Origin of the sequence: Pseudomonas sp. ANT_H4 (assembly GCF_008369295.1) — a bacterium.
Lineage (GTDB): Bacteria > Pseudomonadota > Gammaproteobacteria > Pseudomonadales > Pseudomonadaceae > Aquipseudomonas.
Genome location: NZ_VOBG01000013.1, coordinates 18,053 through 41,650, shown reverse-complemented (window position 1 = coordinate 41,650; position 23,598 = coordinate 18,053). Strand labels below are relative to the sequence as shown.

The 23,598-nt window shown below is 59.0% G+C and carries 21 protein-coding genes; 12 read left to right on the top strand and 9 right to left on the bottom strand.

Annotated elements, in window-relative coordinates:
• Nucleotides 1-29 precede the first annotated feature (29 nt).
• The gene (gene polA / locus FQ182_RS17535) at nt 30-2,801 is read left to right on the top strand and encodes a DNA polymerase I (protein WP_149412755.1); all 2,772 of its coding nucleotides are present in this window, start codon (nt 30-32) and stop codon (nt 2,799-2,801) included.
• 288 nt (nt 2,802-3,089) lie between these two features.
• Here the strand turns inward: polA and yihA are convergent, their stop codons facing one another.
• Entirely contained in the window at nt 3,090-3,734 is a 645-nt protein-coding gene (gene yihA, locus FQ182_RS17530) for a ribosome biogenesis GTP-binding protein YihA/YsxC (protein WP_149412754.1), read from the bottom strand.
• 192 nt (nt 3,735-3,926) lie between these two features.
• Between yihA and FQ182_RS17525 the strand changes: the two genes are divergently transcribed.
• From FQ182_RS17525 to FQ182_RS17500, 6 genes are all read left to right on the top strand, one after another.
• Nucleotides 3,927-4,217: a cytochrome c5 family protein gene (locus FQ182_RS17525; protein WP_133100558.1), complete on the top strand. Its 291-nt coding sequence runs from the start codon at nt 3,927-3,929 to the stop codon at nt 4,215-4,217.
• Nucleotides 4,218-4,263: 46 nt separating this feature from the next.
• A complete protein-coding gene (locus FQ182_RS17520) occupies nt 4,264-4,878 on the top strand; it encodes a cytochrome c4 (RefSeq protein WP_149412753.1) in 615 nt (204 codons plus the stop codon).
• 200 nt (nt 4,879-5,078) lie between these two features.
• On the top strand, nt 5,079-5,714 hold the full coding sequence (locus FQ182_RS17515; protein WP_149412752.1) for a thiol:disulfide interchange protein DsbA/DsbL: 636 nt from the start codon (nt 5,079-5,081) through the stop codon (nt 5,712-5,714).
• Nucleotides 5,715-5,724: 10 nt separating this feature from the next.
• Nucleotides 5,725-6,603: an endonuclease/exonuclease/phosphatase family protein gene (locus FQ182_RS17510; RefSeq protein ID WP_149412751.1), complete on the top strand. Its 879-nt coding sequence runs from the start codon at nt 5,725-5,727 to the stop codon at nt 6,601-6,603.
• On the top strand, nt 6,600-8,705 hold the full coding sequence (locus tag FQ182_RS17505; protein WP_149412750.1) for a GGDEF domain-containing protein: 2,106 nt from the start codon (nt 6,600-6,602) through the stop codon (nt 8,703-8,705). The genes FQ182_RS17510 and FQ182_RS17505 overlap by 4 nt, the downstream gene beginning before the upstream one ends.
• 99 nt (nt 8,706-8,804) lie before the next feature.
• Entirely contained in the window at nt 8,805-9,608 is an 804-nt protein-coding gene (locus FQ182_RS17500) for an N-acetylmuramoyl-L-alanine amidase (protein ID WP_149412749.1), read from the top strand.
• A gap of 22 nt (nt 9,609-9,630) precedes the next feature.
• Here FQ182_RS17500 and FQ182_RS17495 read toward each other — a convergent pair whose 3' ends face one another.
• Together FQ182_RS17495 and algB are read right to left on the bottom strand one after the other, a co-directional pair.
• Nucleotides 9,631-11,418 carry a KinB sensor domain-containing domain gene (locus FQ182_RS17495; protein WP_149412748.1) on the bottom strand — a complete coding sequence of 596 codons (1,788 nt, stop codon included), beginning with the start codon at nt 11,416-11,418 and terminating at the stop codon, nt 9,631-9,633.
• Between the two features lie 10 nt (nt 11,419-11,428).
• Nucleotides 11,429-12,775, bottom strand: a complete 1,347-nt coding sequence (gene algB, locus FQ182_RS17490; RefSeq protein WP_149412747.1) for a sigma-54-dependent response regulator transcription factor AlgB — start codon at nt 12,773-12,775, stop codon at nt 11,429-11,431.
• Between the two features lie 391 nt (nt 12,776-13,166).
• Between algB and FQ182_RS17485 the strand changes: the two genes are divergently transcribed.
• The 5 genes from FQ182_RS17485 to FQ182_RS17465 all read left to right on the top strand — a co-directional run bounded on the left by FQ182_RS17485 (nt 13,167) and on the right by FQ182_RS17465 (nt 17,496).
• Nucleotides 13,167-13,451 (top strand): hypothetical protein, encoded by a 285-nt coding sequence (locus FQ182_RS17485; protein ID WP_149412746.1) that lies wholly within the window; start codon nt 13,167-13,169, stop codon nt 13,449-13,451.
• A gap of 78 nt (nt 13,452-13,529) precedes the next feature.
• Nucleotides 13,530-13,694: a DUF1328 domain-containing protein gene (locus FQ182_RS17480; protein WP_084378456.1), complete on the top strand. Its 165-nt coding sequence runs from the start codon at nt 13,530-13,532 to the stop codon at nt 13,692-13,694.
• A gap of 2 nt (nt 13,695-13,696) precedes the next feature.
• On the top strand, nt 13,697-14,164 hold the full coding sequence (locus FQ182_RS17475) for an inhibitor of vertebrate lysozyme family protein (protein WP_149412745.1): 468 nt from the start codon (nt 13,697-13,699) through the stop codon (nt 14,162-14,164).
• Nucleotides 14,165-14,830: 666 nt separating this feature from the next.
• On the top strand, nt 14,831-16,162 hold the full coding sequence (gene gltP, locus FQ182_RS17470; protein WP_149412744.1) for a glutamate/aspartate:proton symporter GltP: 1,332 nt from the start codon (nt 14,831-14,833) through the stop codon (nt 16,160-16,162).
• A 104-nt stretch (nt 16,163-16,266) separates the two neighbouring features.
• Nucleotides 16,267-17,496, top strand: coding sequence for a nucleoside recognition domain-containing protein (locus tag FQ182_RS17465; RefSeq protein WP_149412743.1), 1,230 nt, complete (start codon nt 16,267-16,269; stop codon nt 17,494-17,496).
• Between the two features lie 44 nt (nt 17,497-17,540).
• Here the strand turns inward: FQ182_RS17465 and FQ182_RS17460 are convergent, their stop codons facing one another.
• From FQ182_RS17460 to FQ182_RS17435, 6 genes are all read right to left on the bottom strand, one after another.
• Nucleotides 17,541-18,152 (bottom strand): ABC-type transport auxiliary lipoprotein family protein, encoded by a 612-nt coding sequence (locus FQ182_RS17460; protein WP_149412742.1) that lies wholly within the window; start codon nt 18,150-18,152, stop codon nt 17,541-17,543.
• Nucleotides 18,149-19,087: an MlaD family protein gene (locus tag FQ182_RS17455; RefSeq protein WP_149412741.1), complete on the bottom strand. Its 939-nt coding sequence runs from the start codon at nt 19,085-19,087 to the stop codon at nt 18,149-18,151. The genes FQ182_RS17460 and FQ182_RS17455 overlap by 4 nt, the downstream gene beginning before the upstream one ends.
• Nucleotide 19,088: 1 nt before the next feature.
• On the bottom strand, nt 19,089-19,892 hold the full coding sequence (locus FQ182_RS17450) for an ABC transporter ATP-binding protein (protein ID WP_149412740.1): 804 nt from the start codon (nt 19,890-19,892) through the stop codon (nt 19,089-19,091).
• Nucleotides 19,889-21,037: an ABC transporter permease gene (locus FQ182_RS17445; RefSeq protein WP_149412739.1), complete on the bottom strand. Its 1,149-nt coding sequence runs from the start codon at nt 21,035-21,037 to the stop codon at nt 19,889-19,891. The genes FQ182_RS17450 and FQ182_RS17445 overlap by 4 nt, the downstream gene beginning before the upstream one ends.
• A 55-nt stretch (nt 21,038-21,092) precedes the next feature.
• Nucleotides 21,093-22,136, bottom strand: coding sequence for a DUF5924 family protein (locus FQ182_RS17440; RefSeq protein WP_149412738.1), 1,044 nt, complete (start codon nt 22,134-22,136; stop codon nt 21,093-21,095).
• Between the two features lie 69 nt (nt 22,137-22,205).
• Nucleotides 22,206-23,591: a pitrilysin family protein gene (locus FQ182_RS17435; protein ID WP_149412737.1), complete on the bottom strand. Its 1,386-nt coding sequence runs from the start codon at nt 23,589-23,591 to the stop codon at nt 22,206-22,208.
• Nucleotides 23,592-23,598: the final 7 nt, after the last annotated feature.

Below are 23,598 nucleotides of genomic sequence, written 5' to 3'. Positions count from 1 at the left end.
CTGACCCGCCGAAAAGGTTGATCCTGCTCATGAGCCAAGCCCCCCTCGTCCTGGTGGACGGTTCTTCTTACCTGTACCGCGCCTTCCATGCGCTGCCACCGCTGACCACCTCCAAAGGCCTGCCGACCGGTGCGGTCAAGGGCGTGTTGAACATGCTCAAAAGCCTGCGCAAGCAGTACCCGGACAGCCCGTTCGCGGTAGTGTTCGACGCCAAGGGCGGGACATTTCGCGATGACATGTATGCCGAGTACAAGGCCAATCGCCCGAGTATGCCCGATGACATGCGCGTGCAGATCGAGCCGCTGCATGCCAGCGTGATCGCCCTGGGTTTCCCCCTGCTGTGTGTCGAAGGCGTAGAAGCGGACGATGTGATCGGCACCCTGGCTCGCAGTAGCGCGGCCGCCGACCGGCCAGTGGTGATCTCCACCGGTGACAAGGACATGGCGCAGTTGGTCGACGGGCACATTACCTTGGTTAATACCATGACTGGTAGCGCCATGGACGTTGAGGGCGTGAAGGAGAAATTCGGTGTCGCTCCCGAGCAGATCATCGACTACCTGGCGCTGATGGGCGACTCGTCCGACAACATTCCAGGCGTCCCGGGTATTGGCCCCAAGACGGCTTCCGGTTTGCTGGTGGGGGTCAACGGTGGCTTGAAGGAGCTCTATGAGCAGCTCGATATTGTCCCGACACTGCCGATTCGTGGTGCCAAGGCCTTACCCGCCAAGCTTGAAGAGCATAAGGAGATGGCGTTCCTGTCCTACCAGTTGGCGACGATCAAGGTCGATGTGCCGCTGGATGTTGGCCTGGAAGACTTGCACCTGATCGAGCCGGATCGCGAGAAGCTGCTTGAGTTGTACACCTTGCTGGAATTCAAGAGCTGGTACGAAGATGTTCAGCGCGATGCCAAACGTGCCGGTCAGGACGTGATGGCACCAGTAGCTGACACAGTCGTTGTCGATACCGAGATCAAGTACGAAACCATCCTTGACCAGGCGCGTTTCGACGTCTGGCTGAAGAAGCTCGGCAGCGCCAAGTTGTTCGCCTTCGACACCGAAACCACCGGTATTGATGCGCAGCAGGCGCAACTGGTAGGCCTGTCTTTTGCAGTCGAGGCTTATGAAGCGGCCTACATCCCGTTGACCCACTCCTATATGGGCGTGCCTGATCAGCTGGATCGCGACACCGTGCTGCGCGCCTTGAAGCCCATTCTGGAAGACCCGGCCAAGCTCAAGGTCGGTCAGCACGCCAAGTTCGACATGAATATTCTGGCTAACTGCGCCATTGGCGGCGATCAGCGTTGCGGTATCACGGTGCAGGGCATTGCCTACGACACTATGTTGGAGTCCTACGTTCTCGACTCCACCGCGACCCGCCACGATATGGACAGCCTGGCCCTGAAATACCTGGGCCACAGCACTGTCAGTTTCCAGGACATTGCTGGCAAGGGTGCCAAACAGTTGACCTTTGACCAGATTTCCCTGGAGCAGGCCGGCCCCTACGCTGCCGAAGATGCCGATGTGACCTTGCGCTTGCATCAGACCCTGCATGCGCAACTGGCGGCGATCCCGAGTCTGGCAAGCGTGTTGTCGGACATCGAAATGCCGTTGGTGCCGGTGCTGGCACGTATCGAGCGCCAGGGCGCGCTGGTGGATGCCAAGTTGCTGGGTGTTCAAAGTGTCGAGCTGGGCGAGAAAATGGTCGCCCTGGAGCGCGAAGCCTTTGAAATCGCCGGTGAGGAGTTCAACCTAGGCTCACCTAAACAGCTGGGAGCGATTTTGTACGAGAAGCTCGGCTATCCGGTTCTCAGCAAGACTGCCAAGGGCCAGGCCTCCACCGCTGAAGCGGTGCTCGCCGAGTTGGCAGACCAGGATTTCCTGCTGCCCAAAGTGCTGATGCAATACCGCTCCATGAGTAAGCTGAAAAGCACCTACACCGACCGCCTTCCGGAGCAGATCAACCCGCGCACCGGGCGAATTCACACCTCTTATCATCAAGCGGTGGCGGCTACCGGACGCTTGTCTTCCAGCGACCCGAACTTGCAGAACATTCCCATCCGCACTGCCGAAGGCCGACGAATTCGTCAAGCCTTCGTCGCGCCCAAGGGCTACAAGCTACTGGCGGCGGACTACTCGCAAATCGAGCTGCGGATCATGGCTCACCTGGCCAAGGACGAAGGGCTGCTGCACGCCTTCCGCAATGACCTGGACGTGCACAAGGCGACAGCGGCGGAAGTGTTTGGCGTGGAACTGGACGCTGTTACCACTGATCAGCGTCGTAGTGCCAAGGCGATCAACTTCGGGCTTATCTATGGCATGAGCGCCTTTGGCCTGGCCAAGCAGATCGGCGTCGACCGCAAGCAATCGCAGGCCTATATCGACCGCTACTTCGCCCGTTACCCTGGCGTGCTGGCGTACATGGAGCGCACCCGCGCCCAGGCGGCCGAACAGGGTTATGTGGAAACTATTTTCGGTCGTCGCCTGTACTTGCCGGAAATCAACGCGAAAAACGCGGCCTTGCGCAAAGGCGCCGAGCGCACGGCGATTAACGCGCCAATGCAGGGCACGGCCGCTGACATCATCAAGAAAGCCATGGTGGCGGTTGATAACTGGCTGGCTGAGTCTGGCTTGGACGCCAAAGTCATCCTGCAAGTGCACGATGAACTGGTGCTGGAGGTTCGCGAGGATCTGGTGGACAAGGTTCGCGAGGAAATTCGCCTGCACATGAGCAGCGCAGCGACGCTGGATGTGCCGTTGTTGGTTGAAGTCGGGGTGGGCAATAACTGGGACGAGGCGCATTGATCAGTCGCCACGAAGGGCGTTTGCTGCGGCACGCTGTCGCGCAAACACGCCCTTTTGAGCTTTTTAGATCGGAAACAGCCGACGGTTATTTCCAATAGTTTCCCGGAGCGCCGGAACTTAACCAATGAAAAGTCACTCAGAGTTACTGAATGGGTGGTGAAGCCCTTCAATGCTCCTATGTTGTGTTAAGTGTTGGCAGATATCTGGATCCCGCCCTAGCGGTCCGGAACTTGGACCCCGAACTTCCCCTCCCCATGCGAAGTCCGGGGTTTTTTTTGCCTGTAGCTTTTACTCGCCAGCAGCTTCCGAACCCTTGTCCGCCAGCTCCATCCAGCCTGCCAGCACGGTGTAGGCGTCTTCCAGGCCCAGGCGTTTCGGCGCCGAGAACAGCTGGATCGTCACCGCATCACCCCAGCCTTTACGAATGTCCGCCTGCACTTTGAGCAGGGTGTTTTTTGCTGCGCCATAGGTCAGCTTGTCGGCCTTGGTCAGCAAAATGTGCATCGGCATGCCGCTGGCGACTGCCCAATCGAGCATTAGCAGGTCGAAATCGGTCATTGGATGACGGATGTCCATCATCAGAATCAGCCCCTTCAAACTCTCCCGACCACCCAGATAGGCTTCCAGGTGACGCTGCCAGTGCAGCTTCAGCGGGATAGGTACTTTCGCGTAACCGTAGCCCGGCAGGTCGACCAGACGCCGATCATCGTCTAGCTTGAAGAAGTTGAGCAGCTGTGTGCGCCCAGGGGTTTTCGAGGTGCGGGCCAGGCTGGCATGGGTCAAGGTGTTCAGCGCGCTGGATTTTCCGGCATTGGAACGGCCCGCGAAGGCGACTTCAAAGCCCTCGTCGTCGGGGCATTGGTCGACTTTGGCGGCGCTGAGCATGAAGGTGGACTGTTGGCACAGGCCGAGGATGGGGTTCTTGAGTTGCATGAGATTTCCGATGTGGGCGGTGCCGGGAATGGGTGCGGCAAGCGGTGTCGTTTCCGTTTCAGTAGCGCCAGTATATAATGCCGCAGATTTTGTGTGTGCTTTGTCCAAGCGAAGGATGAAGTTCGCGGGAGCGAAAGACCTATATTGCGCATTAGAACGCAAAACGCTCTCAAACCCTGTAAAGGTCGTCGTATGACGAAATGGCTGCTAGCTGCCGGTGTCTTGATGCCGTTTTACAGCGCTCAGGCTACACAGGATCCGGAAGCCATGTACAACCGCGCTTGCGTGGCCTGTCATGCCGGACAGTTGCCGACCGCCCCCAAACGGGGTGATCAGGCCGCTTGGGCGCCGAGACTGGCGCAAGGCATGGATACGCTGGTGCAGCACGTGACCCAGGGTTTCAAGGCGATGCCGCCGCGTGGTTTGTGCATGGACTGCAGTACCGAGGATTACCAGGCCATCATCCGTTGGATGAGCGAGTAAACCCGGTCCATAACTCTTTAACCCTTAGCCGTAGTTGGATTAGCTGATGAACAAACTGATCGTGAGTCTGCTGTTGACCTTGGGCATCACCGGTGTTGCCCATGCTGCAGGCGACGCCACTGCTGGCCAGGCGAAAGCCGCCGTATGTGGTGCTTGCCATGGACCGGATGGCAACAGCCCGGCGCCCAATTTTCCGAAGCTCGCAGGCCAGGGTGAAAAATACCTGACCAAGCAAATGCACGACATCAAGGACGGCAAGCGTACTGTCCTGGAAATGACCGGCTTGCTGACTAATCTCAGTGATCAGGATCTGGCGGATATCGCGGCTTATTACGCCAGTCAGGCAGGCAGTGTGGGTGCGGCCGATCCAAAAATTGTAAAACGCGGTGAGGCCTTGTTCCGTGGTGGTGATCTGGCAAAAGGCCTGCCAGCCTGCACCGGCTGCCATTCGCCGGACGGTTCCGGCAACGCTGCCGCAGGCTTCCCGCATCTGGGTGGGCAGCATGCTACGTACATTGCCAAGCAGTTGACCGATTTCCGCAAGGAAGACGGCGGCCGTGCCAACGATGGCGATGCTCAAACCATGCGTACTATCGCCCGTAAGCTGAGCGACGAAGACATCGCTGCGGTATCGAGCTACATCCAAGGCCTGCACAAGTAAGGCCGGGATGACTAAACGTTGCGGGGCTATGCATCTCTTGCAACGTTAACGCTCGATTAATCTATCGATGCGAGCATAAAAAGGGTGGCTTAGGCCGCCCTTTTTTGTGGCTGCTACCGTTACACTAACGAACTCATGCCCGTGTAGACCTGTCTGAATAAAGGTCGCGCGAGGCGACTTTATTTGTCCAGGAGTAAAGCATGCGTAATCTGATCCTCAGCGCCGCTCTCGTCACTGCCAGCCTCTTCGGCATGACCGCGCAAGCCGCCGATGTGCCGCTTGAGGCGGGTAAAACCTATATTGAGTTAAGCAACCCAGTGCCGGTTTCCGTGCCAGGTAAGATCGAAGTGGTGGAGCTGTTCTGGTATGGCTGCCCGCATTGCTACTCGTTTGAGCCGATCATCAATCCGTGGGTCGAAAAGCTGCCATCGGACGTGAACTTCGTGCGTATTCCAGCCATGTTCGGCGGCGCATGGGATGCCCATGGCCAGTTGTTCCTGACCCTGGAAGCCATGGGTGTCGAGCATAAGGTCCACAACGCAGTGTTCGAGGCCATCCAGAAAGATCGCAAGCCACTGACCAAGGTTGACGATATGGCTAACTTTGTTGCCACCCAGGGTGTCGACAAGGACAAGTTTATTGCGACCTTTAACTCCTTTGCCATCAAGGGTCAGATCACCAAAGCCAAGGAGCTTGCGCAAAAGTACGGCGTGCAAGGCGTTCCAACTATGATCGTCAACGGCAAATATCGCTTTGACCTGGGCACTTCCGGTGGTCCGGAGCAGACCCTGAACATTGCCGACCAACTGATCGCCAAAGAGCGCGCAGCCAAGTAAGGGGCTCGCCATGCGGCGTTGGGGTACCGAACGCGTCGTAGGCCTGCATGATCCGCAGGTCAACGAACACCATCTGGAATCCACGGGCCTGCCGGCAGACAGCCGGCTGCGCCTGCTCAGCTTCAATATCCAGGTGGGGATCAGTACCGAGAAATATCGGCATTACCTGACCCGTGGCTGGCAGCACTTGCTGCCCCACAATGGGCGTGCCGGCAATCTGCAAAAGATTGGCGATCTATTGGGTGACTTCGACCTGGTAGCCCTGCAGGAGGCCGACGGCGGCAGCCTGCGCTCCGGCTATGTCAATCAGGTCGAGCACCTGGCCCAGTTGGGCGCCTTTCCCTACTGGTATCAACAACTCAATCGCAACCTCGGAAAACTCGGGCAGCACAGTAATGGTGTGCTCAGCCGTTTGAAACCGTGGGCGATCGAGGATCACCCGTTGCCAGGCCCCAAGGGGCGCGGTGCGATTCTCGTGCGTTTCGGCGAAGGGCCGGAGGCGCTGGTGGTGGTGATGATGCACCTGGCGCTAGGGGCTCGAGCCCGGACCATGCAATTGGCCTACATCCGTGAGCTGATTGGCGACTACAAACATCAGGTGCTGATGGGTGACATGAATACCCATGCCAGTGACCTGCTACAGAATTCCCCGTTGCGCGACCTTGGGTTGCTGGCTCCGCAAGTTGAAGCCACATTCCCCAGTTGGCGCCCGCAACGTTGCCTTGATCACATCCTGCTGAGCCCTACCCTGACACTCGAAAGCGTACAGGTATTGGCGCAACCCATCTCCGATCACCTGCCGGTCGCGGTAGAGATTCGTCTGCCGGGTTCGCTCACGGCTGATGCATTGCCCGCGTTGAGCCCTGGCCCTCGCGGACCCCTTGCATGAGCGACGACGCCCAGCGCTGGAAAGAAAAGTACCTGTTAAACATCGAGCAACAAGAAAAGCTCGAACGCCGTTGGGCCGCTCGTCTCGACCTGTTGCGTCGTGGCCTGGTGCGCAGCACGTTGGCGGCCGAGGGGACTGATCGGGCGGTTGACCAGTGCATGAAGGAGATGCGTGACGTCGTTCGCACCGACGACATGGACGCAGCATTGGCTGCTTTGTTGCCGCGCCTGGAAAAAGCGGTGCTGGACTCCGAGCAGCGCCGCGAAACCCGTGTTGATCAGATCGGTACGGCATTGACGGCGTTGGTGACTCAATTGCAGGCGTTGCCCTTGCCCCGCGAAGTGAGCCGCCCGCTGAAGAGCTTCGCCAAGCAGTTGGACAGTCGCGTTGGCCAGGCTCGGGAGATTCCGCTGCTGCTCAGTGAGCTGAGTGGCCTTCAAGGCCAAGCCTTGAATAACCTGGAGGTGGATGGCGAACCCGATCGCCCTGGGCTGTTGCAACGCCTGTTTGGCGCGAAAGAGGCCGCAGGAGAGGCGCCGCAGGTGGCAACGGTGGCTTTGCCGCGGCCTCCTGCTGCCCAGCCACAGCCTGCCGCCGAGGTAAGCCGCCCGCCCAAGCCGGCCCTGGCGCCTGAACTGACACAGGCGTTGCGGGCCTTTGCCCCGCTACCGCTGGCAGTTGCGACGCCTGTGGTCGTTGAGTCGGTACCTGATGCTGCGCGTGTGCCGATGATAGACACGGTCAAGGTCGCCAGCGATGCGCCGCAAACTCCCCGACTCATTGCCGCCGCGCCCCAGGCACCGCTCATCGATGTGCCGGTGCACGTCGCCGAAGTTTCAGAACAGCAGCAACCTGTCGATGTGGCGACTGATCTGCCATCGCAGAGTACCCTCGCCGCCATGGCGCCACCGCTGCAGGTCCAGGCCAGCGTGCCGGAACTGACGGTGATCGGTAGCCTGTCCTTGCCGCCGGTAATGGCTGAAGAGTCGATCGAGATAGACCCTGAAGGGCCGCAGCCAGAGGTGATTTACGCCCTGCCGGACTCCCCTGAGCCTTCCTACAGCTCAGTGGCCAAACACATTGAAGATACCCTGCTGGGCCTGCTGGAAGACCTGGCCTTGCCTGAACGTTACCGCCCCCAGGCCGAAGCCATGCGCGAGCGCCTCACCCATGGACTGAATTGGTACGAATTGTTGCCGATCCTCGATGATTTGGCCGTATTGATGCTGGCCATCACCGACAGCGGTCAGCACGAGTTCGAGACCTACCTCAAGCAGCTTAACGAGCGTCTTGAAGCGTTTCAGGGCAACCTGCAGGCCGCCAGTGACGGGCACGCCGACAGCCGCACGGCGGCACGGGAGCTGGATACGCAAATTCGCGAGCAGGTGGATGGCCTGCAAAGCAGCGTCCAGGAAGCTGCTGACCTGGACAGCCTCAAGCATGTGCTGGAAAGCCACCTTGAAGGGTTGCTGGGCACTATGGACCAGCACCAGCAGCAGCGTGACCAGCGCGAGCACGAAGTCGCCGCGCGATTGCAGGGTTTGGCGGAACGAGTCGCCAACATGGAGCAGGAGGCCTTGGGCTATCGTGAGCACCTTGAGGTGCAGCGCCAGAAAGCCTTGATCGATCCGCTTACCGGATTGCCCAACCGCGCTGCCTGGAGCGAACGTCTGGAATATGAAGTCAACGCTTGGCATCAGTGCGGCAATAGTCTGTCACTGGCGATGCTGGACCTGGATCACTTCAAACGCATCAATGACAGCTACGGCCACCTGGCCGGCGACAAGGTGCTGAAAATCATTGCCAGCGTGCTGAGCAAGCGCTTGAGGCCAACTGACTTTATCGCGCGTTTTGGCGGTGAGGAGTTTGTCCTGCTGATGCCTGATTCAACCGTGGTCGAGGCGTTGGCGTTGGGTGAAACCCTGCGTGCTGCCATCGAAGCCTGTCCGTTTCACTTCAAGGGCGAGCGAGTGACAATCACGATGTCTATCGGCATGGCGCAGTTTCAGTCTGGAGAACGCAGTGACTTGGCGCTCAAGCGTGCCGACGAGGCGCTATACCGGGCCAAGGCCGCAGGGCGCAATCAGGTGCAGATGGCCTGAAAAATGTTCCATTTTGTATAAAAGCTGGCTTTTGGCTTCTTGGCGGCAAGCGGTACGTTACACTGTTGCATTATCGTCTTTAGTGTACTGTTTGCTGCCATGAAATTTCTGTGCTCTGCCTTTCTGTTTTTGATGCTCGCCGGCTGCGCGAGCGGTCCTCGCCTGGATACCAGCCATCCTTCGGCGAATTACGACAACCGTGTGCAGTTCGTCATCGTGCACTATACGTCGACTTCCTTGGAACGTTCGCTGGCGCTATTGACTCATGGCCAGGTCAGCAGCCATTACCTGATTGGCGACGATGCGTCTGCCACCATTTATAAGTTGGTGGATGAAAGTCAGCGTGCCTGGCACGCCGGAGAAAGCGAATGGCTGGGCCGCACTTGGCTCAACTCCAGCTCCATCGGAATCGAGATCGTCAATCAGGGTTATCGCGATACGCCGACGGGCCGTGTCTGGTATCCCTATTCCGAGGCGCAGGTCCAGTCGTTGGTGATCTTGCTCAAGGACATCAGCAAGCGGAACAAGATTGACCCGCGCTACATCATTGGCCATAGCGACATCGCGCCACTGCGCAAACTGGATCCTGGTCCGTTGTTCCCCTGGAAACGCCTGGCCGATGAAGGGCTTGGGGTTTGGCCGGACGCCCAGGTAGTCGCGGGCTTTCAAGCGCAGTATGCCAACGAGCTGCCGAGTATTACCTGGTTTCAGGAGGAGTTGGCGCGACTGGGCTACGCGACGCCGCAAACAGGCGAGCTGGATGTGGCCACGCGGCACGTGCTGGCGGCGTTCCAGATGCATTTCCGAGCGTCGCTGTTTGACGGGACACCGGACGCCGAAAGCGCGGCGATTTTGCAGGCGTTGAACGGGCGTCAGCTGCACGCTTCAAGCGGCACGCTATAAGCTTGAACCCTGCCGTTCAAGCTTATAGCGGCAACGCCATGTAAAACTGCGTCCCCTGCCCTGGCCGCGAGTACACCCCCATGCGGCCGCCGTGCAGTTGCACGATCTCCTTGCACAGCGCCAGGCCAAGGCCGGCGCCGCCTTTCTTGCGTCCCACCTGAACAAAGGGTTCGAAGATTCGCCCCTGCTGTCCATAGGCGATGCCTTCGCCATTGTCTTCGACGCTGACAATCACCCGCTCGCCATGGCGGCGTGCCTGCAAGCGGATTTGTCCGCCTTCGGCGGTGTGCCGTAAGGCATTGCCCAGAAGGTTGTCGAGCACTCGTTCCAACTGCGCTTGATCGGCGTGCAACCTGGGGAGTTGGGATTGCTCTTCGATCAGTAACTCAATGTTTTGCACATTAGCCTGCTCGGTAAACCGGGCGCGGGCATGTTCAAGCAGATCGGTGATATCGCAGGGCGCCAGGGTGAGTTTTTGCAGGCCGTTCTGGTAGCGGGAGAAGTTCAGCAAGTCGTTGATCAACTGCATCAGACGCTGCATTTCTTCATTCACCGTGCTCAGCAGGTCGGCTTCGCGAGACTCGGGAGGGAACTTCGCCCGCTCCTGGAACAGCCCGAACGCCATATGCATGCCGGTGACCGGTGTGCGCAACTCATGGGAGGCGCGCAACACGAATTCGCTGCGCACCCGCTCGAAGGCCCGTTGCTCGGTGACGTCATGCAGCACCATCACCGCTCCCAGGATATGCCCTTGGGTATGGCTGACGGGCGTCAGGCTGTAGGTCAGCAGACGCAGTTCACCTTCAACCTCTACTTCCAAGTCTTCAGGCGCCCGTTCCAGGTTGCCGCCGCGAAGTACCAAGTGCAGTTGTTCATCCAGCTCAGGACGCCCGAGAGCTTCGCCAAGGCTCAGTCCCAAGCGGTCTGCGTCCCAACCCAACTGGCGCTGTGCCACTGGGTTAAGGTGCTCCAGGTGCCCCTGGCGGTCAATCATCAACAAACCGTCGTCGATGCTGTCGAGAACCGCCTGCAGGCGTTGCTGACCGGCGAGCAGCTCATCGATGTTGGTTGCCTGATGCTGGCGCAAGGCTTCGGCCATGATGCCGAAACGCCGGGTCAGCAGGTTCATCTCTGCCGCCGAGGAGATGGGCAGCGTTACCTCGAAATTACCTTGGCCGATCTTGTCGGCGGCCTTGGCTAACGCCTCGATAGGCCCGCCAAAACGTTGGGCGATGCCGTGGGCGGTGATGAAGCCGATGATCAGCACGGCCAGCCCCACCAGCCCCAGTAGGCCAGCAATCAATAGCGCCCGTTCCCTTGACTGTTGTTCAGTATCGTTGATGTTTTCCAGGGCTTTCTTGTGTTCGCTGATCAGGCCGTTGCGCAACACGTTGAAGCTTGCGGTGAGCTTGTCGTTGTTGCGCAGCGATGGCGACGTATTTTCACTTTCTTCGAAGGCTTGCAGGAAGTTCAGATAATCGGTTTTAGCCTGGGTAAAGCTGTTGTTCTTGGCATCCTTGCGTTCGTGTTCGATGCCTTGCGCCAGCAGGGTGAAATACTGCTGCTTGGACGCTTGTAGTGTGGCCTGGTCCGGCCGCTCGTTGAGCATGATCATTAACTGGTCACCCAGAGTCTGGCGCAGCTTTAGCCCCAGGTCCAGGGTGATGAAGTTACTGCGGATCAGTGATTCCTGGGTCTTGGCCATTCGCATGACACTCACCAGACCCAGCAGCAACCCGAGCAGGGCAACGGTGATCAGAGCTGAAATACTCAAGAACAACCGAGTGCGCAGTTTCATCGCAAGCTTCATAGAGTACAGCTCACAGGTTGTATTGTTTGCGTTTGCGGTACAGCGTCGACGCATCAATGCCGAGGGTTCTAGCCGCCTGGTCAAGGGTGTCGCTGGTGGCCAGCACTGCACCGATGTGAGCTTTCTCCAGTTCATCCAGGCTCAGCGCTGCGCCGATGCGCGGTGAGTTGTTGGCCGGTTGCTCGGCCATTCCCAAGTGGCTGATCTCAACCTTTTCCTGGGGACAGATGATGCTGGCGCGCTCGACCACGTTGCGCAGTTCGCGGATATTGCCTGGCCAACGGTAGTTGAGCAGCGCCTCACGTGCTTCATCGCTGAAGGCCCGTGCCGGTCTTGCGTATTCCTTGACGAAGCGCGCGAGGAAACGCTCGGCGAGCGTGAGGATATCTTCACTGCGTTCGCGCAGGGGCGGCAGATGCAACGTGATGACGTTCAGGCGATACAACAAGTCTTCACGGAAACGACCGTCGCGGACCATGTCTTCCAGGTTTAGGTTGGTAGCGGCCAGAATGCGCACGTCGGCGCGACGGGTCACCGGATCACCGACTCGCTCATACTCCTTGTCCTGGATGAAACGCAGCAATTTTGGTTGCAACGTTAGTGGAAAGTCGCCGATCTCGTCGAGAAATAGCGTGCCGCCATCGGCCTGGTTCACACGGCCCAAGGTACTTTCGCTGGCCCCTGTAAACGCGCCACGGCTGTGACCGAACAATTCGCTTTCCATCAACTCGGCCGTCAGCGACGGGCAGTTGATGGTGACGCAGGATTTCTTCGCCCGTTTGCTCCAGCCGTGGATCGCTCGGGCCAGTTCACCTTTACCGGTGCCGGATTCGCCGAGGATCAGGATGTTGGCGTCGGTACCGGCCACCTGACGAGCAGTCTCCAGCACCACCATCATCGCCGGGCTATGGGAGTCGAGGCCGTCCTTGGGCTGGCGCACTTCGCCTTCCAGGGCCTCCAGGCGTGCCGAGAGTTGGCGCACTTCCAGTTGTTTAGCCGTGGCCAGGCGCAGTTGATCGGGGCTGCAGGGTTTGACGAGGTAATCGGCAGCCCCGGCTTGAATGGCGTCCACTGCGGTGTCGACAGCAGAGTGGGCGGTGACGATGACCACGCGCATCCACGGCGCCTGGATACGCATTTGCGCTAGCACATCAAGGCCGTTGTCTTCACCCAGGCGCAGGTCCAGGAAGCACAGGTCGAAAACTTGACGTTGCAGCAAGGCATCGGCCTGGGCCGCGCTGTTGGCGGTAGCTACGGTATAGCCTTCATCTTCCAGGCAGTAACGGAAGGTGCGAAGGATCGCGGACTCGTCATCCACTAAAAGAATGCGGCCTTGAAGTTCCTTGGCTGATTCCATGTGTCCCGCGCTCCTTTAAGAATGAGTGATCTTGTTTAGTCCCAGAATAATCGGGCAAGTTGCATGGTTTATTCTGATTGATTAAAAGCATTGCCGTGCAGCTATCTGCACCCTTTCCCACAGAGACGCCCGTTGATGGCGTTTTCAGCCTTTTTAGCCACTTCGGCAGCCAAACGTTCGTTTCCGCCCCGTTGATCCGACCACTGGCCATCGTGCATTTCGCACGATGTAGGTAGGGATATCGTGCAGGATGCTGGTGAGATGAAAACTATATTTTTTTTAACTATTTGATTTTGTTGATAATTTTCCAATAAAAAAACTGGCATGCACCCTGCAATATTTCTCACATAACCGTCATAAACGAATAATTAGAATGCGGGAGAGATTCAGGATGACTCGCCAACGCCTCACCCAATTGCGTGTATCGCCACTGCGTTTGCAGCAGGGCCTGTTTGCAAGTCTGGCCTTGATGGTCACCTTGATCGGTGGGCAGCAATTGCAGCGTTGGGAGCAGGGTCAGCAGCAAGTCCGGAATTTCGAGCGTCCGATGACGACACAGACCCATTTCCGTTCCGTCGGCAGCAGTGCCGCCGACGTGACAGCCCCGCAGTTGATGGCGGTTGAACAGGACATTGCCCTGAGCGATCAACCTCATCAAGAACGCTGGGTGTTCTAGGCATGAAACCGTGGCTCGATTGGGGCAACGGGGAAGTTTCACAGCAGTCACTCATATAGAAGAGTAAGGAGAGTTACCATGTTGAGCTGGGCAATCACATTCCTGATCATTGCCATTGTGGCTGCAGTCCTGGGCTTCGGTGGTATCGCGGGCACCGCCACGGGTATCGCCAAGATTCTCTTTGTGGTCTTCCTGGTGATGTTCATTGTTTCCTTCTTCTTTGGTCGTCGCGGCCGAGGCTGAACATGTTCAATTCGTCCCTTAAAGCCATTGCTGCTGCCCTGTTATTGGGCGGCAGTGGCCTGGTCATGGCGGCCAATGATGGTCAGTCCAGGGCCAACGAACTGCTGAGCGCGGACCCGCAGTACCGCGAAACCTGGCAGGGCGTGGTCAAGAAGGAAGAGCGCTTGCCAGATTGGATAATTAACCTCTCGGGCACCTCTGAACAAATGAATGCCGTTACCGAAGATGGCGACCAGTACCTTGTAGGACCGCTCTGTGAAACCGCAGAGACGTGCCTGAATAAGCGCCTGATCGTTGCTTTCAGTTTGGACAAGGAAGAAGCCTACGCGATGTTAGTGGAAGTCCCGGCCGGCCTGCCGGCGGACAAGTCGCCGACCCGGCACGCCGATTACCGCTTCCTCGGCAAACCGGACGAAGGCATGCAGAAGTTGTTGATGGAACAGCTCAAGAAAGACCCGAACTGGTACTAGGCCTGTTTGGCGGATCTAACGCCTATAGAAAGAAGCCAAACGCTTCTTTCTGTTTGCACCCCTGCCTGACAGTGGTGCATGACCTAGGGGCCGGGTCGCTCTGATCAAGGGCCGGGTCAGGAGAAAAGCTGCGCCGCAAGTTCGCAAGCCGTGATGGCTTGACGAACTTGCGGTGGGCTTGTTGCGGTCACATCCCTCTTATGCCGCGTATAGCGGAAATTTTCCTTTTTGCCCTCTCTTACCGTTTCGCGGTGTTTCCACACGACCATCTATCTAGAAAGTTCGCTGGCAGCAAGACGACTTTTTCAATGGTATCCGTAGGAATTTTCAAGAGTTTTTACGCACGGGTACAAATCCCCCTAAAACCCTGAGCGACGCTAAAATGGCCGGTTCACGGTATGTACGTGTGCCGAAATGTCGCATTTGATTTGACCATATGGACAGGTTTCCTCCTATAAACTCATGCCGATTCGGCATAGGGTAGTCGTTTACGGCATTAGACGTCGCCCCCTGGCATCGGAATAGTTGCGCCTTTTTTCGCCTGCCAGTGAGCCATATCGGCCATCTAGCGGTGACCTTCTACGGAGGCTGATGCACACACTTTTTCGCTTCCGGGCGTTCCAGCTGGCGCATCTGCCTGAGTCCACTTGAAGTAAGGGTAATGACATGAAGAAGGCAAAGCTAAGCCTCGCCTGGCAGATCCTCATCGGTCTGGTACTAGGGATTGCAATCGGTGCGTTGCTCAACCATTTCAGTGCCGAAAAGGCCTGGTGGATCAGCAACGTGTTGCAACCAGCCGGCGATATCTTTATTCGCCTGATCAAGATGATCGTGATCCCGATTGTGATTTCGTCGCTGATTGTCGGAATCGCGGGTGTTGGGGACGCGAAAAAACTAGGTCGGATCGGTGTGAAAACCATCCTTTACTTCGAAGTGGTCACCACCATTGCGATCGTCGTCGGTCTGTTGCTGGCTAACCTGTTCCATCCGGGTACCGGCATCGACATGAGTACCCTGGGTACCGTCGATATTTCCAAGTACCAGGCGACGGCCGCCGAGGTTCAACATGAGCATGCGTTTGTCCAGACCATCCTCAACCTGATCCCCTCGAACATCTTTGCCGCTGTGGCCCGTGGCGACATGCTGCCGATCATATTCTTCTCGGTGTTGTTCGGCCTTGGCTTGTCGAGCCTCAAGCCTGAGCTGCGCGAGCCGCTGGTGACGATGTTCCAGGGCGTGTCCGAGAGCATGTTCAAAGTCACCCACATGATCATGAAGTACGCCCCTATCGGTGTATTCGCCCTGATCGCTGTGACTGTTGCCAACTTCGGCTTCGCATCCTTGTTACCGCTGGCCAAGTTGGTGATCCTGGTTTACGTCGCCATCCTGTTCTTTGCCTTTGTAATATTGGGCCTGATCGCTCGCCTGTTCGGTTTCTCGGTGATCAAGCTGATGCGCATCTTCAAGGATGAGCTGGTGCTGGCTTACTCCACCGCCAGTTCCGAGACCGTATTGCCGCGCGTGATCGAGAAGATGGAAGCCTACGGTGCACCGAAGGCTATTTGCAGCTTCGTGGTGCCCACCGGCTACTCGTTCAACCTCGACGGTTCGACCCTGTACCAGAGCATCGCGGCGATCTTTATCGCCCAGCTGTATGGCATCGACCTGTCGGTTGGCCAGCAACTGATGCTGGTGCTGACCCTGATGGTGACTTCCAAAGGCATCGCCGGCGTTCCTGGTGTTTCCTTCGTGGTGCTGCTGGCGACCCTGGGCAGTGTCGGTATTCCGCTGGAAGGCCTGGCGTTCATCGCCGGTGTCGACCGGATCATGGACATGGCCCGTACCGCACTGAACGTGATCGGCAACGCCCTGGCCGTGCTGGTCATCGCTCGCTGGGAAGGCATGTACGACGATGCCAAGGGCGAGCGCTACTGGAATTCCCTGCCGCACTGGCGCACCAAGCAAGTGCTGCCGGCTGGCGAGACCACCCAAGGCTGATAATGCCTGCGTCAACGTGACCTGAACAAACCCCGGGAAATCCGGGGTTTGTCGTTTCTGCCAGCCCCGCTATCATTCGCCACATCTTCCGGGGGATTCAACTGATGCTCAATGGCCTGTGGCTTGGCTTCTTTATCGTTGCAATGGTTTCAGCACTGGCGCAGTGGCTGATTGGCGGTAACGCCGGGATCTTCGCGGCGATGGTCGAAAGCATTTTCGCCATGGCCAAGTTGTCAGTGGAAGTGATGGTGCTGCTGTTCGGCACCCTGACCCTGTGGCTGGGTTTCCTGCGCATCGCCGAGAAGGCCGGGATCGTCGAATGGCTGGCCAAGGCCCTCGGTCCGCTATTCCTGCGGCTGATGCCAGAAGTGCCTGCTGGTCACCCTGCCATCGGCTTGATCACCCTGAACTTTGCCGCCAACGGCCTGGGTCTCGATAACGCGGCCACGCCCATCGGCCTGAAAGCCATGAAGTCGCTGCAAGAACTCAACCCCATCCCCAACACTGCCAGTAACGCGCAGATCCTGTTCCTGGTGCTCAACGCGTCCTCCCTGACCCTGCTGCCGGTGACTATCTTTATGTACCGCGCGCAGCAAGGCGCGCCTGATCCGACGTTGGTATTCCTGCCGATCCTGCTGGCCACCAGTGCTTCGACCCTGGTAGGGCTGTTGTCGGTGGCTGTCATGCAGCGCCTGCGCTTGTGGGACCCGGTGGTACTGGCCTATCTGATTCCGGGCGCCCTGATACTGGGCGGCTTCATGGCGTTGCTGGCGACCTTGTCGGCCACGGCGTTGGCCGGTTTGTCATCGATCCTCGGCAACCTGACGTTGTTCGGCCTGATCATGTTGTTTCTGCTGATCGGCGCCCTGCGCAAGGTTAAGGTCTATGAAGCGTTTGTCGAAGGCGCCAAAGAGGGCTTCGACGTCGCCAAAAATTTGCTGCCGTACCTGGTGGCGATGCTCTGTGCAGTGGGCATATTGCGGGCCTCCGGGGCGCTGGATTTTGGCCTGGAGGGCATTCGTCATCTAGTGGCCTGGACCGGGATGGATACCCGCTTTGTCGACGCGTTGCCGACGGCGATGGTCAAGCCGTTCTCCGGCAGCGCGGCGCGGGCGATGCTGATTGAAACCATGCAGACCCAAGGTGTCGATAGCTTCCCGGCACTGGTGGCGGCGACGGTTCAGGGCAGTACCGAGACCACCTTTTATGTGTTGGCGGTGTACTTTGGCTCGGTGGGCATCCAGCGGGCGCGGCATGCGGTGGGGTGTGCGTTGTTGGCGGAGTTGGCCGGTGTCATAGCGGCGATTGCGGTGTGCTACTGGTTCTTTGGCTAAATCACTGTTTCTGTAGGAGCGAGCTCGCTCCTACAGAGGAGGGGCTATTTTTTCGCTGCTGTATTGCCCTGCCCCACCACCCAATCCACCACCTGCTTGTTCAACACATCCCCAGCCTGGCCAAACCCCGCCACCACAGCCGCAACCTTGGTGTCACTGCCCGGCTGGCGTACTTCAAAGCGCCGGCTGGCAATGATCCGCTGATCACTGCCGCGCACCAGCCGTGCATCCAGACGAATCACCACTTCAACTGCGCTGCCGCGATATTCGCTTTGAAACGCCTGCAACTGCCCGCCCAGCTCAAAGTCCGCCTGTAGGTTGGTGTCATCGGTGCTGAGCAACGTCACCCGTCCATCCCGCTGGAAACCATCCAGCAGCCGATTACGCAACAGCACCGGTGCTGGATCGCTCCAGCGTGAGTTCGCATAGCTGCTGATCAGGTCACCCTGGGGCACCACGGCGATGCGCGGGCTATCGAGGAACTCGCTAGTCTGTGGCTTTGCCAGGCGCAACGACCAGGCTACAGCGCTGGCTTGAGAAGTGGCCTGGGCCGAAGGCAGCCGATAGACGTCGGAGGGATCGGCCTTGGGCAAGATCGAACAGGCGCTGACTAATGCTAGAGCGACGGGGGCGATAATGCGGTAAGCACGCTTCATGGCGTGAACTCCTTGTTCTTGTCGCTGCCCAGCAGATACCCGCTGGGGTTGGCTTCCAGACGGCGGGAAATGGCCCGCAATGAACCGAGGGTGTCGCGCAGTTCGCGCACGGCCGGGGTCAGTTCATTGAGGCCTTGCATACCGCTGTTCAGGGAGCCCTTGTTGTCGGTCAGCAGACTGTTGATGGTCGCGGTGCTCTGTTCAAGCGAGTGCATGGCCTGTTCGGCACTGCCAAACATCTGCTTGCCCTGGTCATTGAGCAGGCCGTTGGCGTTACGCATAAGCGCGGTGGTTTGCTCTAGGGTGGCGCCGGCTTGCTTGCTGACCTGCATTAGCTGCTGCATGACCTGCTTGATATCTCCGCGCTGATCGGCGATGGCGCCAGTGGTCTGCTCCAGGTGTTCCAGGGTGCTGCTGAGGCGGTCGACGTTATCCGGGGAGAACATGCGGTTGGCGTTGTGCAGCAGCAGGTTGATGCTGGTCATCAAGTCGTTGCTGTTGTTCAGCAGGCGGGCGATGGGCGATGGCGAGGCAGTGATTTGCGGCAGCTCGCCATTCTTGCCCTTGAGTTTGGGGCTTTGCGGCGTGCCGCCACTGAGCTGGATGATCGAGGTGCCGGTGATACCGGTCAGGGCCAGCTTGGCTTGGGTGTCTTCCTTGATCGGTGTCTGGCTGGCCAGGCGGATGCGCGCCAATACCCGGCGTGGGTCCTTGGGGTCCAGGCGCAGGCTGGTGACATCGCCGACCTTGATCCCGCTGTACTGCACCGAGCTGCCCTGGGACAGGCCGCTGACTGCCTCATTGAAGATCACTTCGTAATCCTGAAAGGCGCTGTCGACGCTGGATTTGGCCAGCCACAGGCCGAACAGCATGGCGCCGACCACCACGATCACGCTGAACAGGCCGATCATCACATGATGGGCTCGGGTTTCCATGTCATACCTCGTTGAGCTGTTGAGCGGCATCCAATGCCGCGCGGCCTCGTGGGCCATGAAAATATTCGTGAATCCAGGCGTCGTCCGTTTCCGAGACGATGTCGATGGCATCGGCCACCAGTACTTTTTTCTGCGCCAGCACCGCCACCCGGTCGGTGATGGTGTACAGCGTGTCGAGGTCATGGGTGACCAGGAACACACTCAGGCCCAACGCATCGCGCAGGGTCAGTATTAGTTGATCGAAGGCGGCGGCGCCGATCGGGTCGAGGCCGGCGGTGGGTTCGTCGAGAAACAGAATGTCCGGGTCCAGCGCCAGGGCACGGGCCAGGGCCGCGCGCTTGATCATGCCGCCGGAGAGTGACGATGGATATTTGTCGGCGGCCGACAGTGGCAACCCGGCCAGGGCCAGTTTCACTGCAGCAAGGTGTTCAGCGTCGGGACGGCTGAGGCCGGCATGCTCGATCAGTGGCAAGGCGACGTTTTCCGTGACCGTCAGCGAGGAAAACAGCGCGCCCTTCTGGAACAGTACACCGAAGCGCCGTTCCACCATCGACCGCTCATGTTCCGACAGGCTCGGCAGGTCCTGGCCGAATACCCGCACCGCACCCTCACTGGGCTGGCGCAGGCCGATGATGCTGCGCAGCAGCACCGACTTGCCGCTGCCGGAGCCGCCGACCACGGCAAGGATCTCGCCTTTGTACAAATTCAGGTCGAGATTTTCGTGCACGCTCTGCTTGCCGAAACGATTGCACAGGCCACGCACTTCGATCACCGCCTCGGCGGGCGCACGGGGTAAACGACTCACCAGCCCATCTCCATGAAGAACAAGGCGGCCACCGCATCGAGCACGATCACCACGAAAATCGACTGCACCACGCTGGAGGTGGTGTGGGCGCCGACGGACTCGGCGCTGCCGCTGACCTTGAAGCCCTCCAGGCAACCAATGGCGGCGATCAGGAAGGCGAAGATCGGCGCCTTGACCATGCCTACGAGGAAGTGCTGCACGCCAATGTCCGACTGCAGCAGCGAGAGGAACATCGCTGGCGAGATATCCAGGGCCACTGCGCACACCACGCCACCGCCGATAATCCCGGAGATCATCGCCAGGAAGGTCAACATCGGCAGTGCCACCAGCAACGCCAGGACTCGGGGCAGCACCAACAACTCCATCGGGTCCAGGCCCAGGGTGCGGATGGCGTCGATTTCTTCGTTGGCCTTCATCGAACCGATTTGCGCGGTGAAGGCACTGGCGGTACGGCCGGCCATCAGGATTGCGGTGAGGAGTACTCCGAATTCGCGCAGGAACGAAAAGGCCACCAGATCCACGGTGAAAATACTCGCGCCGAAACGGGCCAGCACCGTGGCACCGAGAAACGCCACCACTGCGCCCACCAGAAAGGTCAGCAAGGCGACGATGGGTGCGGCGTCGAGGCCGGTTTGTTCGATATGGGCGACCATCGGGGTCAGGCGCCAGCGCTTGGGGCGGAACACGCTGCGGGCAAAAGTTTCGAGGATCAGGCCGATAAAACCCAGCAACTTCATGCCGTCTTGCCAGACGGTGTCCACCGCGCTGCCTATGCGTGCCAGCAGTTGAATGCCGGCGCCCTCTTCCGGTTCTTTGACTGGCACACAGAAGTCGTTCAGGGCGCGATAGACGGTTTTGAGCAGAGCCCGGTCGGCGGTGGACAGGCTGCAATCGGAATGTTCGGCGGATTGCTCAATGCGCTCGGGGCCGAGCAACTCGACCAGCAGCGAGGCGCCGGCCGTATCCAGGGCGCCCAGGCCGTTAAGGTCGATGCGCGTACCGGCGTCGTATTGGCCGTCGAGCTTTTGCGAAAGCTTTTTCAGGGAGGTGTAGTGGGCCAGCGTCCAGTCCCCTGTAACCCTGAGTTGTGGTGGGGTGGTGGACGTGTCCAGGTGAGCGGCTCCAGCCGTTGTGCTACTGGTCATAAGCTCCGAGCTTGTTTGGCTACTACACAGTTCCTACGTAATAGCACGATCCTGCCTACTTTGGCGCGTTCGCCGTCGCGGGGTCCTGACTGGCGTCAGTTACTGTGAAGCGCAACACGCCGATCACCTGCCCGTCTTCGGTCAGTACCCGCACCTGCCAGTGTCCCACCGCGTTCGGCGGGAAATTTTGTTTGTGGGTCCAGGCCCGGTAGCCTTCCTTGCGCCCGCCGTGAATATCCAGGGCAATGCGGTCGACCTCTTTGCCGTTGAATTTCCAGACATGGTAGATCCGTTCATCCAGCCCGCGCGGCGCGTTGATCGCGGTATAGGCGTACAGCCCGCTGCTGCGCAGTTGGCTGGAACTGACTTCCTTGAGGTCATCGCCGGGAGTGCGGTCTTGCAACTGGGTGCTGATGGCGACTTCGCTCATCCACAACGTGGCCGGCGGTACCCAGCTGCGCAGGAACCAGCCGGCGGCGCCAATGGCGGCGGTTACTCCCAGCAACATGACCCAGCCCCGCACACTGCGCAGCGGCAGGCTGACCGCCAGGCTGGGGATCGAAAGAGCCATCGCCACCCCGAGTGCCAGCTTGTAACTCTCGGCGGTGGTCAGGTGCAGGATGATCGGCAGCGCGGTCAGTAGGGCGGCGAACAGAGTTAGGGTGTGCAGCGCCAAGAACAGCGAGCGCTTGGGTGCCAGCCACTTGTAGTACAGCGGGTCGGTGATCGAGACCAGCGCTGCCGCGCCCAGCAGGCCGGTGAAGACCGATTGGCCGCTGTTCCAGGTGGTGGTGACAAAAAAGAACGGCAGGACGAAGAACAGGCTTTCCTGGTGGATCATCTGCGTGGCGTAGCGCAGCAGCGGTTCGGGGATTTCCCGCTTGAAAACTTTGCTGAATAACTGGGTGAAACTGTTTTCCAGCATCAGCCATAACCAGCTCACCAGCATGATGATGGCGATCCAGCTGGCCATACCTTGCTGGCGATCCACCAGGATGAAGCTGCTCACACCCGAGATAAAACCGCCGAGTGCAATCACACCTGGGTAGCGCTTCATCAGTTCGATGACGCGCTGTATGTAATGGGTCAGGTTAGGCATTCGGCAGTTCACAGTCTTTGTAGGGAAAAATCCCAGACAGAATAACGTCTTAGCCGTTTCATTGGGGTGTCATTGCGCAATCGCTTTGCGATAACGCCGCAGGCCCAGCAACACAATCGCGATCAGCCCCAGAACGCCTGCGCCGACCCAGTTGAGGGCGTCGTAGCTAAGCAGCGGTTTTTCGATGCGCCAGTAGCCGGTCTGGTTAAGGACCTGGCGCATGGCCTGGTTGGTCTGCTCCAGGTTGACCGCCTTGATGCGCTTGATCGGGTCACTGAAGCGCCCGTCGGTGTAGTCGCCCGAGGCGCTCCAGTAATAATCGGCCAGCGCGCTGTTGCCCTGCACGGCCCAGGCCTGGCGGGCGATGGCAGCCTGTTTCAGGCGAGCGAAGGTAGTCGGGTCGAGGCCGTCCTTGAGCAGTGTGGTCTTGAGGGTTTCCAGCACCTGCTCGGCTTCGGGCAGGTTGTCGCGTTCAAGGTCGGCGTTGAGGCTCAGGAAGCCAACGCCGCCGAGCACTTCTCGCTCGCTCCACGGGCCGTAGGACAAACCGTGCTTGAGCCGCAGTTGGCGATACAGCGCCCAGTCCATGTAGTCCTTGAGCAGGTCGTAGGTTTCGTCGTGTTGATCGTCCAGCATCGGTTCCGGAAACAGCCAGTGCAGCTTGGCGCCATCGCCGACCCAGCCGTGGATCAGATCCCGGTGAGTGGCTGCGGCGTGCTGAATCTGCGGCAGGGACCGATGTTCGCTGGGGTCTACCGGGTCGAGCTGTCCGTAGGTGCGTTCCAGGTAGGCCGGCAGCAACTTGTCCAGGTCGCCGACGATGATCAGGGTCATGTTGTTGGGTGCGTACCAATCCTTTCGTACCTTTTCCAGTTGGTCGCGGGTCAAGTCGTGGACTTCTGCCCGTTCGGCGCACTTGATGCCTAACTCTACCGCCAGTTGATTGCTGGCGCTGTGGCCCAGGTCCTGGCGATCCAGCAGGCGTTGCAAGTGGGAGTAATGGCCGCCATCTTCGCGCTCGACCACTTGCTTGGCGGCAGTGATGGCGGCGTCGTTCAGCTCGGTTCGGGTCAGGATCGCCAGCAACAGGTCCAGCACCTTGCGCTGGTTGTGTGCCGGTGCTTCGATGACGAAGGTGGTGTCTGCGTTGCTGGTGAAGGCGTTCCATTCGCCGCCCAGGGCTTGCATCTGCTCTTCCAGAGCCCCTTCGCCGCCGCCGTCAATACCGCTGAACAGCAGGTGTTCCAGCAGGTGCGGCAGTTCCTTGTCTTGGCAACTGAAGTCGTCCAGACCAACGCCGACCACCAAACGAATGGCCACGTGCCCGCGCTCAGTGCCCGGCTTGAGCAGTAATTGCAGACCGTTGGGTAACATATAGCCTTCTACCTGCAAGCGATCAAAGGCAAAGGCATGTACCGAGCCCATGAGCAGGCAGGCGAATAACAGGCGACGCATAACAAGC

Excerpts from the sequence above, each read along its gene's own strand:
- polA (WP_149412755.1), top strand. The coding sequence starts at position 30 with ATGAGCCAAGCCCCCCTCGTCCTGGTGGACGGTTCTTCTTACCTGTAC.
- yihA (WP_149412754.1), bottom strand. The coding sequence starts at position 3,734 with ATGCAACTCAAGAACCCCATCCTCGGCCTGTGCCAACAGTCCACCTTC.
- FQ182_RS17525 (WP_133100558.1), top strand. The coding sequence starts at position 3,927 with ATGACGAAATGGCTGCTAGCTGCCGGTGTCTTGATGCCGTTTTACAGC.
- FQ182_RS17520 (WP_149412753.1), top strand. The coding sequence starts at position 4,264 with ATGAACAAACTGATCGTGAGTCTGCTGTTGACCTTGGGCATCACCGGT.
- FQ182_RS17515 (WP_149412752.1), top strand. The coding sequence starts at position 5,079 with ATGCGTAATCTGATCCTCAGCGCCGCTCTCGTCACTGCCAGCCTCTTC.
- FQ182_RS17510 (WP_149412751.1), top strand. The coding sequence starts at position 5,725 with ATGCGGCGTTGGGGTACCGAACGCGTCGTAGGCCTGCATGATCCGCAG.
- FQ182_RS17505 (WP_149412750.1), top strand. The coding sequence starts at position 6,600 with ATGAGCGACGACGCCCAGCGCTGGAAAGAAAAGTACCTGTTAAACATC.
- FQ182_RS17500 (WP_149412749.1), top strand. The coding sequence starts at position 8,805 with ATGAAATTTCTGTGCTCTGCCTTTCTGTTTTTGATGCTCGCCGGCTGC.
- FQ182_RS17495 (WP_149412748.1), bottom strand. The coding sequence starts at position 11,418 with ATGAAGCTTGCGATGAAACTGCGCACTCGGTTGTTCTTGAGTATTTCA.
- algB (WP_149412747.1), bottom strand. The coding sequence starts at position 12,775 with ATGGAATCAGCCAAGGAACTTCAAGGCCGCATTCTTTTAGTGGATGAC.
- FQ182_RS17485 (WP_149412746.1), top strand. The coding sequence starts at position 13,167 with ATGACTCGCCAACGCCTCACCCAATTGCGTGTATCGCCACTGCGTTTG.
- FQ182_RS17480 (WP_084378456.1), top strand. The coding sequence starts at position 13,530 with ATGTTGAGCTGGGCAATCACATTCCTGATCATTGCCATTGTGGCTGCA.
- FQ182_RS17475 (WP_149412745.1), top strand. The coding sequence starts at position 13,697 with ATGTTCAATTCGTCCCTTAAAGCCATTGCTGCTGCCCTGTTATTGGGC.
- gltP (WP_149412744.1), top strand. The coding sequence starts at position 14,831 with ATGAAGAAGGCAAAGCTAAGCCTCGCCTGGCAGATCCTCATCGGTCTG.
- FQ182_RS17465 (WP_149412743.1), top strand. The coding sequence starts at position 16,267 with ATGCTCAATGGCCTGTGGCTTGGCTTCTTTATCGTTGCAATGGTTTCA.
- FQ182_RS17460 (WP_149412742.1), bottom strand. The coding sequence starts at position 18,152 with ATGAAGCGTGCTTACCGCATTATCGCCCCCGTCGCTCTAGCATTAGTC.
- FQ182_RS17455 (WP_149412741.1), bottom strand. The coding sequence starts at position 19,087 with ATGGAAACCCGAGCCCATCATGTGATGATCGGCCTGTTCAGCGTGATC.
- FQ182_RS17445 (WP_149412739.1), bottom strand. The coding sequence starts at position 21,037 with ATGACCAGTAGCACAACGGCTGGAGCCGCTCACCTGGACACGTCCACC.
- FQ182_RS17440 (WP_149412738.1), bottom strand. The coding sequence starts at position 22,136 with ATGCCTAACCTGACCCATTACATACAGCGCGTCATCGAACTGATGAAG.
- FQ182_RS17435 (WP_149412737.1), bottom strand. The coding sequence starts at position 23,591 with ATGCGTCGCCTGTTATTCGCCTGCCTGCTCATGGGCTCGGTACATGCC.